Raw genomic sequence first — 17,332 nt, forward strand, 5'->3', positions numbered from 1 at the left:
CTTAAAAAGGCGGATCAATTGACTAAGCTTAGCAATTGGTCCGCCTTTTTCCATAAAGAGATGAGATAGGAGTACTGGTGATATTTTCTCGAAGTGGGTGACTGTTTTTCATGTTCTTTCGCAGCTATTTGGGTCCTGTCTTTGCCGCAATCGTTCCCCTTTTGTTCTTTACGTTTTTACGAATGAACGAATCTCTTGATCCGTTGGTCGTTTTGCCAAAGGGGCATTTTTACATCGTCACCTGTGTAGCCCTTCTCGGCGCCCTGTTTGCCATCTCAGTCGGTGTCGCTGGTTCACGCTTGCGCAATAGCAAAGTAAAAGTCCTGTCCCTGGCCTTTCTCTCACTCGCAGCTGCTTTTGCCGTCCATGGATTATCCACACCCAATTTTTTGCTTCATGCGACCCACTTGCCTGGAGTTGCCGCGCAAATCAGTATTTTCCTTGCTGCCTTTTGGCTATGGCTGTCTTCTTTTCCCGCCGATCATCGGTGGAGCGAAATCCTATCTCGTGGGCACCGCCTTCTGCTTCCCGTGTGGACCGTGCTTTTGCTCAGCGCGGGGATCGTCAGTATGCTGTTTCCTCATTTAGCCGATTGGATTCAAGTGGATTCTAGACCCGTCAACGTGCTGTTAACGAGCACCATCGTACTTTTCAATACGATCACCATGTATCGTTACTATCGTTCCTACAAGTATTCTCAGTTTCCCCTCCAGCTCTCCATCGTTTACAGCGCAGGTTGGCTGATCACCTCGCAGCTCATCATGCAGCTGGGCGAATCCTGGCGAGTCAGCTGGTGGATCTATCATTTTCTGCTGCTCGCGTCCATGATCGTCATGATAACGGGGCTGTACCGGCAATACGCATTGAAGCACTCCTTATCTGATGCGATACGTGCCTTGTTTACGACAGATCCGATTGAGCGGATAACGAACTGTCTTTCTCCGAGTGTGAAAGCACTGATTGTGGCTACGGAGAGCAAGGATCGTTATACGGCCGGCCATAATTTTCGCGTGGCACTCTATGCGCTTAAGCTGGCAGAAGAGCTGCGACTAAGGCCAGAACAGCTGCGCGCCGTTGCACAAGGTACCATTATTCACGACATTGGCAAAATCCAAATTCCCGACCCCATTCTCAACAAGCCAGGAAAGCTCACCCCAGGCGAACGAGAGGTGATTGAAAAGCACACCGTTCGCGGCTATGAAATGTGCAAGAACCTCGGCTTTATGAAAGACGAGCTATCCATCATTCGCTCGCACCACGAAAAATGGGATGGCAGCGGCTACCCAGACCAGCTCCAGGGTGAACAGATCCCCTTCATGGCTCGGATCGTTGCCGTCGCCGATGTGTATGATGCCCTCACTTCCAATCGCGCTTATCGGACAGCTTGGTCCCATGAAGAGACCATTTCCTTTTTACAGAAAAACAGCGGCACTCACTTTGATCCCAGCTGTGTAGAGGCATGGATTCAACTGTGCGACAGAGACTCTTCTGTCTATCAATACCCGGCAATGATGATTCACGAGGATTCTGCGATGGTGTCCACTGGGGAGAGCAAATTTGTGTAAGCTAGAAAGCTAGCTTCGCGTACCTCTGCCTGCACAAAAAAAGACAGCCATGCTAGGCTGTCTTTTTCGCTTTGCTTATTGCTTATTGCTTATTGCTTATGCTTGTGTCACTGCTTGATTTTGCTGCTGGTATTGAGCCAAGGCTTTGCCCAGTCGGGTAATGGCCAGCTCTGTATCTTCCTTGTTCAGCAGCGTGTAGTTCAGGCGTATGGTGTTGGATTTTGCTTCTTCCGCATAGAACGGTTTGCCTGGAACGAATGCCACTCCTTCTTTTACGGAGAGAGCCAGCAGCTTCTCGGAGTCGACATTTTCAGGCAGGTTTACCCAGAGGAACATACCACCACGTGGCTTTTCCCATGTAACGCCATCCCACTGCTGCTTCGTCATCAGCTCGTGCATCCACTCCATGCGATCTTTGTAAGAGGCGCGGATTTTGGCAATATGCGATTCCAGATCAAAACGGGACAAGAGCTGGTGCAGCGCGATCTGGTCGATCGTACTCGATTGCAGATCCACCGCTTGCTTCGCTTTGACCATCATCTGGATCACACGAGTGTCGCCAATCGCCCACCCTGTACGCAGACCAGGGGCAACGATTTTGGAGAATGTACTGGTGTAGACTACACACGAATCAGTCGGATGCTCATCGAGTGAGAAGATGGAGCGATATGGCGCGCTTCCATCAAACTGGATTTCACCGTAAGGGTCGTCTTCCAGAATTAAAATGTTGTTTTCCTTACACTGTTTCAGCAAACCGAGTCGGCGTTCCATAGACCACACTTTGCCAGTCGGGTTGGCGAAGGTCGGGATGACGTACGCCATTTTCGGACGGTACTTCGCGATTTTGGCTGCCAAGTCCTCCAAATCCATTCCTTCATCGTCTCCGTCCACCGGAATGGCGCGAATACCACGAAATTGGAACAGTTGGACCGCAGCCAAGTAAGTAGGGTTTTCTACCAGCACGACGTCGCCTTCGTCCAAATAGACTCGGCAAAGCAAGTCGACGGCCTGCTGGGAGCCGGTGGTGAGCAGCATATTGTCCACGCCAACATTCATCTGTTTCTGTTTCATGCGTTCAGCTACCCATTCACGCAGCGGAAGATAGCCGTCAGTCAAACCATATTGCAAGGCTTTTGCTCCCAAATCGAATGAACGATCAAAAGCTTCACGCATTTCGGCGATTGGAAATGAATCCTCTGCAGGTAAGCCTCCAGCGAGCGAGAGTACTTGATTGCCTTGGGTCAGCTTCAAGATTTCCCGGACAGCCGAGGAGGATAATGCTTCTACTGATTTTGAAAAGGAATACTCCATGTTCCGTTCCCCCTTGATTATTCTTTAGTGGATGCAACCGTTCGTGTTCAACGAAAACGGTCACGGTCAATTTTGTTTATACTTGTTTTATCACTGTCTACTGGCAATGTCCAATGCTCACTTACTATGAGGGGATAGGTTTTGGCTATGTCGAGCGATTGTTCGATCGGGTTGGAAATACGTGGTAGATCAATTAAAAGGGCTTAAGTCCAGTGCGAACCGAACCCAAGCCCTTTTATTTACTCGCAAGTACGTTTATGCACTGCAAGGCAATCCTGCGTCACTGCTTTCACATGAATTTCTCTGAACTGCTACCAGCTGCTCAGACGAGTGTCCTGGTAAAGCCTTTGCTTTTCAGTCGAGCAAGAGTAGGCGCAGCGATTGGTCAAATCGACGAGTGTCAGCCGAATATGATGCTTCGCGCCCGTATCAATGCCGATGCGCCCCGGCTGACACCAGATCTCGCCTTCCGTTGCTCCCATCATATGCGTCGGCGTGTGCCCGAAAATGATTTTCTGCGGCAGTGTTTGCTCCGCCCCCCAGAAGTCTTTTCGGATCGTCAGCAAGTCCTCTCGCGTTTGCTCGCTGATCGGGATATGAGGCCGCATGCCAGCGTGAACAAAGATATAATCTTCATCGGTCAAGTAGGTCGGCAATGTTTGCAGCCACTCCCCTATCTCCTGCCGGTAGCTGCTGCCTTTCTCATGAATGGTTTCCAAATACCACATCTCCAGATTGCCGATGATGGCTTTTGCCCCTTGCTGGACTCTTTCGCGGATGTATTCGAGTGATTTCCATGTACTTGGATCTTTGTCGATGTAATCCCCTACGAAAAAAAGCTTGTCAGTCTGCGGTTGATAGCCGGCTTTCTGCAGGAGCAGCTTCACTCCTTCCACATGACCATGGATGTCTGAGATAGCCAAGATGCGTGACATAGCGATCTACCTTTCGTCTATTTGCGGATAGAGATACGCTGCTGACCTAGGAAGCAGCAGCCACCCTTTCTTACCTGATTCTATGCACTTGGAATGAAAATAGGTAACTTGCTGCTCATCCTGCGTCTGGGCAAGGATTCGCCATCGGCTGCCCTCGAAGGTACTGTGGACGACACGAGCCGCCAGCTGGCTGCATATGCCATCCCCCATTTCCCCATCCGTTTTTCTCGCCCAAGCTGCGGCAGTCCATGGCTCCTCCTGCCAGAGCAGATCTTCTGGGCGGCAGAGCAAATGAACGACGGATTCAGACTGAAGCACATGCTGGCCTGGGATGATACCCGTCAACACGGATTCTCCGATGCGAGCAGCCGGCTGATGCTCATGAAAGACAAATTTGCCTGTCAGCTGATTCCCAGCTCCGAGTAGCGCCGCTGCCGACTGGGTAGCCGGGTAAGAGTAGCAGGAGGCTGCATCAGCGATCTGGTCGATGGCACCCGAGCGCATGATAATCAGGCGATCCGCCATCGCAAAAGCTTCATCCGGGTCATGGGTGACGTGAAAGACCGTCGTTCCGAGCCGGCGAAACAAATACGCCATCTCCGTGCGCATCGCGATTCGCAGCCGCATATCCAGATTGGACAGCGGTTCATCTAGAAGCAACAGGTCCGGCTCCGTCGCCAAAGCCCTTGCGATGGCAACACGCTGCTGCTGTCCTCCCGAAAGCTGTGGCGGCAAGCGGTGCTCCAGACCCTGCAGTCGTAAAAGCGCCATCAATTCCTCGATTTTTTTGCGAATGTCCACTGCCGCCATTTTTTTGCGCGTAAGCCCATACGCGATATTGTCAAATACGTTCATATGCGGCCACAGAGCATAATCCTGAAAGACCATATTGATGTTGCGCTTCTCCGGCGGCACGAGACTTTTAGCAGTCGCCACCGTCTTTCCACGCAGCACGATTTCACCTGCATCCGGCTGCTGTAGACCCGCTATGATTTGCAGCAAAGTCGATTTTCCGCAGCCCGATGGACCCAAAACACTGATGATTTCCCCCGGCGCCACGGAAAACTGGATGTCGCGCAGGGCGTCATGCTTGCCAAAGCTTTTTTGCACGCCGCGAACCTCTAGTAGTGGAGTCATGAGATCTCCCTCCCCGATGTCATATTCTTCGGCTTGAACAACCATTCCATCACCACGATGATGACGACGACGATCCCGCCGCCAGTCAGCGTTGCAGCAGCCGCATACGCGAATTTCAGGTCCTCGAACGCTTTATTGATAAAGACAGGCAACGTCATAAAATCCGGTGGATACAGAATCGACGTGGACGCCAGATCAAAGACACTGCTGCCAAAAGCAGCCAAACCAGCTGAAACCAGCGACCCTCTGATCAGTGGCAGGAGAATGCCCTGTATCCTTTGACCAAAGCTCGCGCCTTGCATCTGCGCGGCGTTTAGCAGCTGCCCCGGCACTTTTGCCATCGCCCCTACAATAATTCGCGTGATGATCGGAATGGCACCAGCCACACTCGCCAGCACCAGGATCCACGGTGTTCCGTACAAAAGCAGGCCAAGTGGCTCCAGCCATTTTTGGTTCCAGACAAAGATATAGCCAATCCCCAGAACGACCCCAGGTACTGCCAAGGACACCAAAGACATCACATCTACCATCCTGCGATACGTAAAGCTCGAGTACGTCAGCACATACGCCACCAAAAACCCAATGACGAGGCCAACGATTCCGGCGGTAGCGGCAATGCTCAGCGAATGAAGCAACCCGTCCAGCAGCGCACCCGCATTTTCAAGCAACGCCGCATAATGACGCATCGTCAAACTCGTAAAGCTGGCAGCGCCGGATGTATCGGAAACGGACATAAAGGCATTTGTGCCAAAAGGAATTCCGATGACAACCAGCAAAAAACACACATTGAGGATCGTCAGCAGAACTCCCCCTCGCACTGGCTTCTGCGGTTTTCTGCGAATCGCCCGCGACGAAAGGAAATCAAATCGCGATTTGCGCATAACAAAGAACTGCACAGTCATCGCCAAAACGATAAACAAAACCAAGTAGAAGGACAGGATCCCTGCCATATCAAAACGAATCGGTGACGTATACAGAGCCGAATAGATGGAATAAGGCAGCGTTGGAAAGCGAAAGACCGTCGCGATGGAGGCCGGCAAGCCGAAATCCCCGATGGTATCCATGAAAACCAGCATCGCCCCCGAACAAATCGCTGGCAGCAGCAGTGGAAATTCGATCGTTCGCCACGCTGTCCAGGCAGAGCTGCCGCATAGGCGGGCCGCCTCTCCCAATCGATCCACCTTCCATTCCAGAGCGCTTGCGATCGCAAGGTAGGCAAGCGGAAATTTACTCAGAGCCATGACCAGTACCAGCCCGCTCGGTTGAAAGATGAACCCGCTAACCCAGTGCCAGCCCAGCCAATTGCTGGCGAGCCCGTCAGCAGCAGCGAACATCACCCAGCCTTGCGCGAGAATAAAGGAAGGCGTAATGATCAAAATCCACACGGCAAAGTCCAAGAGCCGTGCCGTTTGGAAATCCCATCTGGATCGTACGACAGCTAATAATCCTCCCAGCAGCGTCGCAAAGATCGTCGTGCCTATCCCCAGGAACAGCGAGTTTTTCATCGATGCCAGCCATAGCGGCCTGTGGAAAACCTCCAGCAGCAAAGACAGATCGCCTACATTCCACTGACCAAAGAAAACGCCAGGCAGCAAGACCTGAATGATAACGGCGGCGAGGGGCAGCAAAATGAGTAAAAAGAGGAGGGCCAGCACGAGCCAGCCCGTCCGATTCCCGTATGATCCGAACATCCTCATCGATTACTTCACCGCTTTGTCTGCAAACCACTGCTTGATTTCCGCTTCGTGCTCGGCTGCCCACTCTGGATCGGCTACAACGAGCTTCGCCTCAGCGGCACGATCACTTTTCGGCTTTACGCCTTTTGCAGACGGTTCAAAGTAGCTCTCTTCTCCCTTGTCGATCAGTTCCTGCTGCACCTTTGGATCGAGGATGAACTCGACAAACGCTTTTGCGGCTTCCACGTTTTTCGTGTCCTTCTGAATCCCTGCTACGCGAACGGAAGCAGGTGCTCCCTCTTGCGGCCATACGATCTCGACTTGCGCTTTGTCGTTTTTCATGCCGTACGCATTGCTCTCCTGAAGGGCCGCAGCCTTGATTTCCCCACCTGTCAAAGCTTTTGCCACATTGGGATTTTTCGGATAGACATGGGTGCCATTCTTCAGGATTTGGTCGAAGTACGCTTTTCCTCCCTCCATCCCACGCTGTTCAAAGAACCAGGCGACAAAGGGATATGCAGGTGCTGCTACTGCAGGGTCAGCCATCCCAAGCAGATTGGCAAACTCCGGCTTCACGAGGTCATCCCACGATTTGGGCGCTTTGTCCGCTGAAACCGCTTTGGTGTTGTAGATCAAGACGGAAGCTGCATGCGCGCCTGTCGGGTAATACGTTTTATTGGCCGGGACAATTTTTTGATAAGTATCGGTCAAATTTTCCGCATTTTTCGGCGTCCAGCCTTCGAGCAGCTGACCGTTTTTGCCTAGCTGATGGATCGATGGCATTGCGTCCATCCACACCACATCCCAATGCGGGTTCCCTTTCTCCGCCTCAATCCTGGACATGATTTCGGCACCGTTCCCCGCTACGACTTTCAGCTTGTAGCCTGTTTCCTTTTCAAACATGGGAGCAATGATTTCATCAAAGTCATTTAAGTAAACGACCAGTGGCTCACTGGATTTGCTGTCCGCGCTGCTAGCAGGCTCACTTGCAGCTGGCTTGCTGGCTGCCTCTGTTTGATTGCTCGTCGCAGTCGCTGACGAACCGGATGCACCGGATGCATTTTGTCCTGACGGGCTTTGCCCACATCCTGCAAAAACCAGCGTTGTTGAGACAAGCAGAGTGAATAGTGCGAGTTTGTTGCCCATTGTTTTACGAATCATCAAGGATAGCCTCCCACGTCATTTTCTTCTCAACAACCACTCTACGGCATTTATGTAAGAGGAAAGTAAACGGGATGCTAAGGTTGTGTTAAATAGACTCTATGTTTATTGATACCTCCATAGAGACTGTCTATACTGGCTGTGGAGGGATGGCCGTGAACATTCAGCAATTGCGCGTATTTGCCGTCGCAGCCCAGTGCCGGACGCTAACAGAAGTAGCCGAGGAGTTAAAGGTCAAGCAGCCGACCATCAGCTTTCATTTGAAAAAGCTTGAGACAGATTTGGGGGTCGAGCTGTTCTACAAGCAGCCTAGGCAGCTGCGCCTCACCGAAGCAGGGATGGCCATGCTGCCCTATGCACGGAGAATTACGACCTTACTGGATGAGGCAGAGCAGCTGGTGCAGGAGTATCGGGAAGGAGGCAGAGGGACGCTGAAAATCGGCGCGAGCTACACGCCAGCCACCTATTTCTTGCCTCCGTTTTTAGCAGACTTTCAAGCGATCTATCCAAACGTACTGCCCATGCTGACCGTGAAAAAGGCAAAAGCCATCATGGAGCTCTTGCTCGACTTTGAAATTGATGTCGCCATCGTCTCGCTGCCAGAGGGTCAGAAAGAAGGTCTGCATGTCATCCCCTTGATTGCCGACGAGCTGCGATTGGTGATGTCTCCCTCGCATCCGCTTGCCGCTAAAGAAGAGATCGCTCTGAGTGATTTGCGCAATGAACCCTTTCTCGTGCATGAGTACGGCTCCACTTCCAGAGAGCTGGCGGAGCTGTGGGCAGAAGAAAACCGGTTTCGCTGGAAAATTCGCATGGAGCTCGGTGCGATCGAGACGATCAAGGAATCGGTCAAGCACAACATGGGCATCAGCATTTTGCCTCAACGAAGTGTCATCCGCGAAAGCCAGCTGAAAGAACTGATCGTTCACGAGCTGCCAGGGTATGTCAATCGCCGCCATATCTGCCTCGTGTACCGTCAGGACGACATCATGGCGCAGCAGGTACGTACCTTTATTGATTTCATCCAGCACAATGGAAAAGGAATCCAGTCATAAGGAAACCTCTATCGAGGCCTGTTCAAGGTGGAGCGACCGCGTTTTAGCGGTAAGTTTTACCGAAGGAATGCCAGAAGCGGAAGCTGAGGCACTTCGCCATGCACTCCGGAATTCATAAACGTAAACTCTTATAAATTCCTATACGTTAATAAAAACCTCTTTCCTTATGAGGAAAGAGGCTGGAAATTTATTGTATGTAGCTGTCTTAAGCGATGCGAACTACTTTTGACTTTTCCGCTTGTGGCAGGAAAGACAAGTCTACTTGCGCATGAGCTTCTTCCAAGCCAACGTCTTGCGCGAGCAGCAGCGCTTCTTCCTGGAAGGTCAAGGTACAGCTTCCTTCGTTCAATTCACATAGCCGTTTCAAACGCTTCAAGCGATCCGCCTTTTTCTCCGCTCGCATGCAGTCATTGCGCAATTCACAGACGTTTACGTGGCGTGCATCCGTGATCATGCTCACATCGTCTACATGGACGATCAGCCGCTGTCCTTCTTCTGTAACAAAACCGATCGAGCAAAAATGCGCACCTGACATTTCCAAGCGAGTGAGAACGGCATTGCCATATACTTCTCCCGTACGCAGACGGATTGAGCTTGCTTCAATGGCCCCGCCTATTTTACGCTCGTTGGCGATCACCGTATACATATCAGTGTAACCGTTAATCTGATAGCGCATAGTACCCTCCTGCTTTGCCAATTGTTGTCGGTGAGACTAATTATCATTAACAGTATCCATCGTATAATGAAAATCATTATCTGTCAACGCTGAGAATGATTTTTATTGAGAATGACAAACTCTTTTTTAAAATGCCCATTCTCATCCACCTTATTCTTCCTCCCTTCGGCAAGCGATGGGCATATGCCCGAAATTACTCCATCGAAAAAAAGACCGTCATCTCTGAGCTGCTCTTTCTCAGGGATAACGGTCTTTCTCGCTTTTCACTTAGGCTTTGGCAAAAATACCGAGCTGTTCAATTCGACGTACAGCCTCTGCCAATCGAGCTTCATCCGATAGAAGTGCCGCGCGGACGTAGCCTTCGCCGGTCGGTCCGAAGCCATTTCCTGGCGCCACGACGACATGGGCTTTTTCCAGCAGCAAATCGGAGAACTCTACGGAAGTAAAGCCACTCGGAACCGGCAGCCATGCAAAGAACGAGCCTTGCGAAGGCTGAGCCTGCCACCCGATGCGGTGCAGATTGGAGAACAGCGCGTTGCGGCGGCCCTCATAAACCGCTACGAGATCGCGCACGCATTGCTGCGACTCTGTCATCGCTTTGGCAGCGGCCATCTGCACAGCACCGAACAAACTGACGAAATAATGGTCCTGAATCAGATTGATCAAGCGGACGAGCTCACGGTTTCCGACCATCGCACCGACGCGCCAGCCTGCCATGTTGTAGGTTTTGGACAGCGTATAAAACTCCACGCCAACTTCCTTAGCACCCGGTACTTGCATGAAGCTCACCGGCTTTTTCCCGTCGTAGCTGATCGCGCCGTACGCGAAGTCGTGACATACGACGATCTCGTTTTTGCGGGCAAAACGAATCGTCTCTTCGTAAAACTCAAACGGAGCGTTTACCGCTGTCGGGTTGTTTGGGTAGTTGAGGAACATCAGCTTCGCGCGATCCAAATCCTCCTGAGAAATCTGGCCGTAATCAGGCAAGAACTGATTTTCAGCGCGCAGTGGCATCATGACCATGCGTCCATCTACCACCGCCACGCCAGACCAGTAGTCCGGGTAGCCTGGATCCGGCACCAGAGCCACGTCTCCTTTGTTCATCAAGACCTGACAGATCTCTACCAGTCCTGTTTTGCTGCCGAACAAAATGGCTACTTCTTCTTCGGGATCGAGGTCAACATCGAACTCTTGTTTATACCAGTGAGCGACAGCCTGCTTCAGCTCGAGGCGACCGCTGAATGGCGGATATTTATGATGCAGCGGGAGTGCAGCGGCTGCTTGCAGCTCTTCTACGATATGGGCTGGTGTCGGCAAATCAGGATTGCCCTGTCCGAGATTGATGACATCATGTCCTGCAGCGATTACTTTGTTTACTTTCGCTACGAGTGTGGCAAAAAACTGTGTCGGCAGCCGATCGATCATGTCGGAGGGTTGGATACGCATCTGTCTTCATTTTCCTTTCTGTCGGGTAATGCTGGGAATGTTAGAAAACTTGGCTACGCCAAGCTTTTTGCACCCAAAGGGTACAGGTCTCCGCCTTAGCTGCACTTATACTGGCTAAGAATACTATAAATTCTTACTGTACAAAAAATCCCTTTTTCCTCACAGAAAAAGGGATAGATCAGCTTCGTCATGTCCTTATCTGTCAGGAATTCTCCTGCTGGAATTGGCACAGCATCTACTTCCCACTATGGGTGAGCAGATCCGCTGCCGGGCTTCATAGGGCCAGTCCCTCCACCTCTCTACATAAGTAAAGCACACGGAATATAATGTTTTGAATCTTCTTCATACTACTTGAGCACTACCGGTGTGTCAAGATCCTTGCTGAATTTGCACGGTCGCTCCGTCCTTGAGCAGTGTCTGTCCCCGCACTACGATCTGCTCTCCTTCTTTCACACCCGCGAGAATCTCGACGGCATCACTTGTCTGGACTCCCGTTTTGACCTCTACTTTTTTCGCAGTCAACTGGTCCAGCAAGTACACGTATTGTTTCCCGTTTTCCTCAAACACAGCCTTTCGCGAGATGACCAAGGACTGGGCAGATTGCTGCTGACCGAATTGGATGTTGACCACCATATCCGCTTTCAGTCGGTCATCCCGATTGGCGAGGGAGATCTCCACAGGATAAGCCCGCAAATCCGGATTCATGACAGGGCTGATTGCCGTTACCGTCCCTTGCAAGCTTTGCCCGGTTGCCGTGAGCGAGACGTGGACGAGGTCCCCTGTCTTGACGGTCGCCATGTCTTTTTCCGACAGATTGGTCTTCGCGATCAAAGGATCTGTATCCACGATCGTCACGACAGCAGATTGAGGCGAGGCCATCTCTCCTGCAGAGCCGTGCACCTCCGAAATCGTCCCCGAAATAGGGGCGGCAATAACGGCATTTCCCAGCTGCTGACGCGCGTTTTCCAAGGCGACCCGCGCTTGCTCTACGGATGCCTCCGTGACTGCCACACCTGTTTTTTGTTTCGCGGTGGCGAGCGTCTGCTTGGCGGTATCATACGCGCTCTGTTCGTTCACCAAGACGGCTTTGGCTTGTTCCAGCTGCTGGGCAGATACCGCCCCCTGATTGAACAGAGCAGAGATCCGCTCATAGTCTCGTTTTGCATCGTTTAGTGCCTGCTGCGCCGAAACGAGACCGCTTTGGGCTTGCTGCAGACTTTGCGCCGTGCTGGTCTTGCTTTGCTGCAAGGATGCCGCCGCCAGCTCATAGCTCGCCTGCGCTTCCTTCACCGCGTTTGTTAGATCCGTCTGATCCATCGTGAACAAGACAGCTCCTTTTTGTACCTGCTGCCCCAGCTTTACATGGACCATGCTGATTTTTCCACTCGCTTTTGGCGTGACTTCGACTGTCTCGCTCGGTGCCAGCTTTCCGGTTACCCCTGCGCTTGCTCCTACACTCCCTCGCTTGACGGTGTCGATCTGGACAGGGACGACCTTGGTCTCTTCCTGCTGAGGTGTCACCTGTGCCTCTTGGCTGCTACAGCCTCCGATGGCTACCGCAAAAGCCAGCAGCAGGCCGATTGTTGCCCCGCTTCTTTTCATTTTCTATCCTCCCTCTAGCAGGCGAGCCACCTCGTGTCCGCCTGCTTCTCCCGCATCATACTTCGGTACGAAGCTCGCTGCCTTTGGCTTTCTTCTGTTTACGCTTGCGATTTTTCAGCTTGCTGCCCAGGTCGTCAAACCAGGTATAGATTACCGGGATGAGTACCAGCGTGATCATGGTCGAGAAAGAAAGGCCAAAGATCACCACAATCGCCATCGGTGCCTGCGATTCGTTGCCCTCGCCTCCGCCAAAAGCGAGTGGAGTAATCGCCAGAATCGTGGCAAGCGTGGTCATTAAAATGGGACGCAGCCGCAGAGGTCCTGCAGCGAGTATCGCGTTGTTGCGCTCCACGCCTTTTTTTCGAAGCTGATTCACGTAATCAATGAGCACGATGGCGTTGTTGACGACGATTCCGATCAAGAGAATGTAGCCGATGAGCGCAGGCACGCTGAGCGGCTTACCGGTCACGAGCAGCCCGACTACGACACCTATGAAGGTCGGTGGAATCGAAAACATGATGATAAATGGTGTGAACAGCGATTCAAACTGGCTGGCCATAACCATGTAAACGAGGGCGATGGACAGGATGATCGCAAGTCCGAGACTGCCAAACGACTCCATCATTTCCTTGCTCTGCCCGCCAAACTCGATGCTGTAGCCATCCGGCAGAGTCAACGCATTCAGACGGGCTTGAATATCCGAGGAAACGGAGTTCAAATCACGCCCGACGAATTCTCCGGAGATTTTCACTTCACGTGTCTGGTTGGAGCGGGCAATCACCTGGGGCACTTCCTGGTTGACGATATCTGCGACAGAGGATAACGCGATCTGCGCCCCTCCTGATGTCGGGATGCGAAGCTGCTGCAGATAAGTGATGTCGTCCTGATATTTACGCGGCATCATGACGCGGATATCGATCTGATCATCGCCTGTCTGAAACGTCGTGACGGTCATTCCATCAAAGGCAGTACGCACATTGGACAGCACCTGACTGGTCGTCAGTCCGTACAAGCCTGCCCGCGAGGCATTGACGATCACTTGCAGCTCCTGGCTCTTTTCTTCCATAGAGGAAACAATATTTCGTGTCCCTTCCACCTGCTTCATTTCCCCCGCGACAATTGCACTGATGTCTTCCAAAACAGCGAGATCGTCCCCGCGAACTGTCACTTCCAGCGGAGCCGTGACGGGTCCCCCTGACTGATCCAGCTCCTTTACCTCGATTTCAGGTCCAGAAATGTCGGAGAGCTGTTTGCGCAAAAGCTCCACGACCTGCTCCGTCGTGACAGTACGCTGCTCCTTGGGTACCAGTGACACCTGCAGCTGCGCCCGGTTGCTTGTGGACGTTGCGATAATGGAAGGCCCGCCGGATGACCCGATGGAGGTATACAGTTGATCGAGCTCGGGCAGCTGTTTGATTCGGCCTTCTACTTCCTGCACGACCTTTTCCGTCTCCTTTAGCAGCGTCCCATTTGGCATTTTGATGGAAACAGAGATTTTCCCCTGTTCGAGCTTGGGGATGAATTCCGCTCCGACGGCTCCTGAAAGGAACACGGCACCAACAAACAGCGCAATCGTGGCGGCCAATACTGTTTTTCGATGCGTAATAGCCCAACCGAGAAACCGTCCATACCGGCGAGCGAGCTTGGAGAAACCGATATGGAACCAAATCAGTGGATTGATGCCCCGATATTTCGCTCGCTCCTGCTCATCCATATGCGGAGTCTTTTTCAGCCAGCGGGCGCTCAGCATCGGAACCAGCGTCAGGGAGGCAAGCAAAGCTGCGATATGCGAGTACACAACCGTCAGGGCAAGCGGGCCAAACAGCTCCGAGGCGAGCCCTTCTACAAAAACGATGGGAGCAAAAACAGAGATTTGAGCGAGGGCAGATGCCATGACGGCGGTCCCGACTTCCTTGGAGCCGAGTCGTGCCGCTTCCATCATGCTTTTGCCCTGCTCGCGATAACGAAAGATGTTTTCGAGGATTACGACCGCAAAGTCAACGAGAGAGCCGAGTCCGAGCGTCAAGCCCGACAGCGAAATGAGGTTGATCGTCTGACCGGTAAAATACATCAGACAGAATGTGGCGATTACGGAGATGGGCAAAACGATCGCAATGATAATCATCGATCGGAAGCTGCCGAGGAACAGGAGCAAGACGAGGATGGAAAACAGACCGCCGATCAGCGCATGCTCGCCAACCGTGTAGATGGAATCCTTGATAAATTGAGACGAATCGAGAATCATCGAGATTTTGACGTTTTTGGGCAAGACGTTTTCCAGCTGCTTGAGCTCAGCTTTTACTTCATCTGCCACTTCAATGGTGTTTCCCCCAGATGCCTTGGTTACACTCAAGCCTACACTCGTCTGGCCGTCCAAGTACGTTTTTTGGGTGATTTCCTTGTATGTATCCGAAATGGTCGCAAGGTGCTTCAGAGCGATGGTTCCACCGGGCAGCCGGATGGGCGTTTCACCGATCTCCTGGACATTGCTGTACTCTCCATCGACCCGGATCGCCAGCTTCGTGTCTCCTTCCCGTATACTGCCAGAGGTACCAGAGAGGTTCGTCGCTTGCAAGGCTTGCTGCACCTGCTCGATTCCGATCCCGTAAGCCGCGATGCGGTCCGGATCAAGCACGACTTCGATGACCTGGTCTTCTCCGCCAGATACACCTACTGAGGCAATCCCGTCGATGCGCTCCAATCTCGGCTTGATGACATCCTCGGCCAAGGTCTTGAGCTTTGCGATGTCGCTCTCCCCGGTGACAGACAACGTCATGATCGGCTCGCTATTCGGATCGATCTTGATAATTCGCGGGGCGTTTGCGTTGTCAGGCAGTCTGCCGCGCACCTGATCTACTTTGTCCCTCATGTTCAAGGTCGCCTGGTCCATGTCGGTTCCCCAATTGAACTGCAGGATAACCTGAGAAGCTCCTTCTGCCGAGTTGGACATGATCTTGTCGACGTTGGCGACGGTTCCGAGTCCTTCCTCGATCGGCTTTGTCACCAGCTTTTCCACCTCGGCGGGTGTACTGCCTTCTACTGTCGTGACAACGACCGCTACCGGCAAGTTCAATTCCGGGTATAGCTCGACAGCCAGCTTGGGCAGGGAAACAAAGCCAAAGATGAGCAAGGCTAGCGCCATCATAAAAATAGTGACGGGGCGTTGAATGGAAAAACGTGACAGATTCATCTCGCATCACTCCCTCCCTTTTTCGGAAACGATTGTTGCCGCACTTCGAGATGCCTGGTCAAAAGCGCCAAGGACTCACTGGCCCTCTCCACTTCAGACGCCTCCATCGATGAGAAAAGCTCGGGGAAGTACTCGCCTCGCATGAACGGAATCCGGTTCTGGATCGCCTCGACGGAACCGACCAGCTCGACCCACACCATCCGTCTGTCCTGATGGTCGCGGGTACGTTCCACAAAACCATTCCGCTCCAAACGGTCGACGATTCCGGATACAGTGCTGTAGGAAAGGTCAATCATCCGGCTGATCTCCCCGATCGTCCTTCTGCCCTGCATGACTGGCCCCAGCACAAACATCTGCGGTACGGTCATCCCGCATGCAGCAAGCTCCTGCGCAATCACATCCAGATAGACCTTGTTGAGCTTTGTTAGACGCATTGCCATCCGCTTCTTATCGTCCATAGCAAGCACCCCACACTATTTCGCTTTACGAAATGATTATGTCACGCTTCAATATTTCGCATCAAGAAATATTCACTTTGAAAAGCGAAGCAAGTTTCGACACCAAAAATGGTTTACAAAAAAGCAGGCTACCTCTTCCCTGTAGCCTGCTTCCCCACTAAACTTCCACGGTCATTTTCGTTTTCGGCTTCACCTTCCTGCCCGTCAAAAACACCCCGCCGACAATGAAGAGCATCCCGACAAGCAGATTCCACGTAATCTGTTCACCTAGCAGTGAATAGCCCCAGATAAACGCTGTGATCGGCACGAGGTACGTTACGAGTGACGCAATTTCTGGACCGCCTTTTTGCACCAGGTAGTAAAAGAGGATATACGCTACGCCAGAGCCAAACACGCCAAGCCCCAGCAAGGCCGCGACTGTCCCCCCCGAGCTAAACGCGGAGATAGGTAGCGACTCCGTTGCCAGCGAGACTCCACCTGCTCCGATCATCGAGGTGAGCAGTGTCCCGAACGTAATCTGGTACATCGATAGATTGCCGGGCAAACGCTTCGACAGCTGTCCTCCAAATGCGTAGCAGCAAGTAGCCGCGAGCATGCAAAGAAAACCGATCACATCCACGGACACCAAGGAAACCGGATTGACATCGAGCAAGACAATAATGCCACAAAAGGCGATGAGCATGCCGATCCAATGCATGCGATTGGATGCAAACTTGAAAAAGAGGATGCCTACCGCCAAGGTCCATATTGGAGTCGCCGCATTTAGCACCGATGCCATCGTGCTCGTCAAACGAGTTTCACTGAAGGCAATCAGCGACCACGGGATCGCCGTATTGACCAAGGCCATGATGATCATCGGCCCCCAGGCAATTTGTTTGAAACCGATTGGCTTTTTCAAACACACCATGATCAAGATAATCGTCACCAGGCCAAGAGCAGAACGCAGGAAAGCAATCGTCGCGGGACCGAAATCATGCAGCAGGATCTTCATAAAGTAGAACGAACCACCCCAGATGAGACTGAGGATCGTGAGTACCAGAAATAACGACCGAGACAAGTGGATCCCTTCCTTCTGTTATTTAGGCTCTCGCTTTGCGCTCCTGCCTGTATTCTAACAAGC

The 17,332-nt window shown here is 52.2% G+C and carries 13 protein-coding genes and 1 riboswitch; of the genes, 2 read left to right on the forward strand and 11 right to left on the reverse strand.

The features are described 5' to 3' along the window. Nucleotides 1-110 precede the first annotated feature (110 nt). Nucleotides 111-1,565, forward strand: coding sequence for an HD-GYP domain-containing protein (locus tag ACLIN2_RS21320; protein ID WP_411502047.1), 1,455 nt, complete (start codon nucleotides 111-113; stop codon nucleotides 1,563-1,565). A 96-nt stretch (nucleotides 1,566-1,661) separates the two neighbouring features. Here the strand turns inward: ACLIN2_RS21320 and ACLIN2_RS21325 are convergent, their stop codons facing one another. The 5 genes from ACLIN2_RS21325 to ACLIN2_RS21345 form a co-directional block, all read right to left on the reverse strand. Next, nucleotides 1,662-2,876 (reverse strand): PLP-dependent aminotransferase family protein, encoded by a 1,215-nt coding sequence (locus tag ACLIN2_RS21325; RefSeq protein WP_411502048.1) that lies wholly within the window; start codon nucleotides 2,874-2,876, stop codon nucleotides 1,662-1,664. Between the two features lie 311 nt (nucleotides 2,877-3,187). Beyond that, the gene (locus ACLIN2_RS21330; RefSeq protein WP_411502049.1) at nucleotides 3,188-3,811 is read right to left on the reverse strand and encodes a metallophosphoesterase; all 624 of its coding nucleotides are present in this window, start codon (nucleotides 3,809-3,811) and stop codon (nucleotides 3,188-3,190) included. Between the two features lie 6 nt (nucleotides 3,812-3,817). Beyond that, the gene (locus ACLIN2_RS21335) at nucleotides 3,818-4,948 is read right to left on the reverse strand and encodes an ABC transporter ATP-binding protein (RefSeq protein ID WP_411502050.1); all 1,131 of its coding nucleotides are present in this window, start codon (nucleotides 4,946-4,948) and stop codon (nucleotides 3,818-3,820) included. After that, nucleotides 4,945-6,645 carry an ABC transporter permease gene (locus ACLIN2_RS21340; protein ID WP_092268769.1) on the reverse strand — a complete coding sequence of 567 codons (1,701 nt, stop codon included), beginning with the start codon at nucleotides 6,643-6,645 and terminating at the stop codon, nucleotides 4,945-4,947. The genes ACLIN2_RS21335 and ACLIN2_RS21340 overlap by 4 nt, the downstream gene beginning before the upstream one ends. A 3-nt stretch (nucleotides 6,646-6,648) precedes the next feature. Beyond that, entirely contained in the window at nucleotides 6,649-7,785 is a 1,137-nt protein-coding gene (locus ACLIN2_RS21345; RefSeq protein ID WP_411502051.1) for an extracellular solute-binding protein, read from the reverse strand. A 155-nt stretch (nucleotides 7,786-7,940) separates the two neighbouring features. Here ACLIN2_RS21345 and ACLIN2_RS21350 point away from each other — a divergent pair, with 155 nt between their 5' ends. Next, on the forward strand, nucleotides 7,941-8,840 hold the full coding sequence (locus tag ACLIN2_RS21350) for a LysR family transcriptional regulator (RefSeq protein WP_411502052.1): 900 nt from the start codon (nucleotides 7,941-7,943) through the stop codon (nucleotides 8,838-8,840). A gap of 205 nt (nucleotides 8,841-9,045) precedes the next feature. On the opposite strand, the gene ACLIN2_RS21355 is transcribed toward ACLIN2_RS21350, so the two are convergent. From ACLIN2_RS21355 to ACLIN2_RS21380, 6 genes are all read right to left on the reverse strand, one after another. Further along, a complete protein-coding gene (locus ACLIN2_RS21355; RefSeq protein WP_411502053.1) occupies nucleotides 9,046-9,516 on the reverse strand; it encodes a hypothetical protein in 471 nt (156 codons plus the stop codon). 267 nt (nucleotides 9,517-9,783) lie between these two features. Further along, a complete protein-coding gene (locus ACLIN2_RS21360) occupies nucleotides 9,784-10,962 on the reverse strand; it encodes a pyridoxal phosphate-dependent aminotransferase (protein ID WP_092268765.1) in 1,179 nt (392 codons plus the stop codon). Nucleotides 10,963-11,154: 192 nt separating this feature from the next. After that, nucleotides 11,155-11,272: riboswitch (SAM riboswitch) on the reverse strand. Nucleotides 11,273-11,331: 59 nt separating this feature from the next. Beyond that, nucleotides 11,332-12,564, reverse strand: a complete 1,233-nt coding sequence (locus ACLIN2_RS21365; protein ID WP_411502054.1) for an efflux RND transporter periplasmic adaptor subunit — start codon at nucleotides 12,562-12,564, stop codon at nucleotides 11,332-11,334. Between the two features lie 55 nt (nucleotides 12,565-12,619). Continuing rightward, entirely contained in the window at nucleotides 12,620-15,754 is a 3,135-nt protein-coding gene (locus ACLIN2_RS21370) for an efflux RND transporter permease subunit (protein ID WP_411502055.1), read from the reverse strand. Further along, nucleotides 15,751-16,212 (reverse strand): MarR family winged helix-turn-helix transcriptional regulator, encoded by a 462-nt coding sequence (locus ACLIN2_RS21375; protein WP_122960659.1) that lies wholly within the window; start codon nucleotides 16,210-16,212, stop codon nucleotides 15,751-15,753. The genes ACLIN2_RS21370 and ACLIN2_RS21375 overlap by 4 nt, the downstream gene beginning before the upstream one ends. A gap of 157 nt (nucleotides 16,213-16,369) precedes the next feature. Next, entirely contained in the window at nucleotides 16,370-17,269 is a 900-nt protein-coding gene (locus tag ACLIN2_RS21380; protein WP_328210653.1) for a DMT family transporter, read from the reverse strand. Nucleotides 17,270-17,332: the final 63 nt, after the last annotated feature.

It is taken from the genome of Brevibacillus centrosporus (assembly GCF_046622605.1).
In the GTDB taxonomy this organism is placed as follows: domain Bacteria; phylum Bacillota; class Bacilli; order Brevibacillales; family Brevibacillaceae; genus Brevibacillus; species Brevibacillus centrosporus.

Excerpts from the sequence above, each read along its gene's own strand:
- ACLIN2_RS21320 (WP_411502047.1), top strand. The coding sequence starts at position 111 with ATGTTCTTTCGCAGCTATTTGGGTCCTGTCTTTGCCGCAATCGTTCCC.
- ACLIN2_RS21325 (WP_411502048.1), bottom strand. The coding sequence starts at position 2,876 with ATGGAGTATTCCTTTTCAAAATCAGTAGAAGCATTATCCTCCTCGGCT.
- ACLIN2_RS21330 (WP_411502049.1), bottom strand. The coding sequence starts at position 3,811 with ATGTCACGCATCTTGGCTATCTCAGACATCCATGGTCATGTGGAAGGA.
- ACLIN2_RS21335 (WP_411502050.1), bottom strand. The coding sequence starts at position 4,948 with ATGACTCCACTACTAGAGGTTCGCGGCGTGCAAAAAAGCTTTGGCAAG.
- ACLIN2_RS21340 (WP_092268769.1), bottom strand. The coding sequence starts at position 6,645 with ATGAGGATGTTCGGATCATACGGGAATCGGACGGGCTGGCTCGTGCTG.
- ACLIN2_RS21345 (WP_411502051.1), bottom strand. The coding sequence starts at position 7,785 with ATGATTCGTAAAACAATGGGCAACAAACTCGCACTATTCACTCTGCTT.
- ACLIN2_RS21355 (WP_411502053.1), bottom strand. The coding sequence starts at position 9,516 with ATGCGCTATCAGATTAACGGTTACACTGATATGTATACGGTGATCGCC.
- ACLIN2_RS21360 (WP_092268765.1), bottom strand. The coding sequence starts at position 10,962 with ATGCGTATCCAACCCTCCGACATGATCGATCGGCTGCCGACACAGTTT.
- ACLIN2_RS21365 (WP_411502054.1), bottom strand. The coding sequence starts at position 12,564 with ATGAAAAGAAGCGGGGCAACAATCGGCCTGCTGCTGGCTTTTGCGGTA.
- ACLIN2_RS21370 (WP_411502055.1), bottom strand. The coding sequence starts at position 15,754 with ATGAATCTGTCACGTTTTTCCATTCAACGCCCCGTCACTATTTTTATG.
- ACLIN2_RS21375 (WP_122960659.1), bottom strand. The coding sequence starts at position 16,212 with ATGGACGATAAGAAGCGGATGGCAATGCGTCTAACAAAGCTCAACAAG.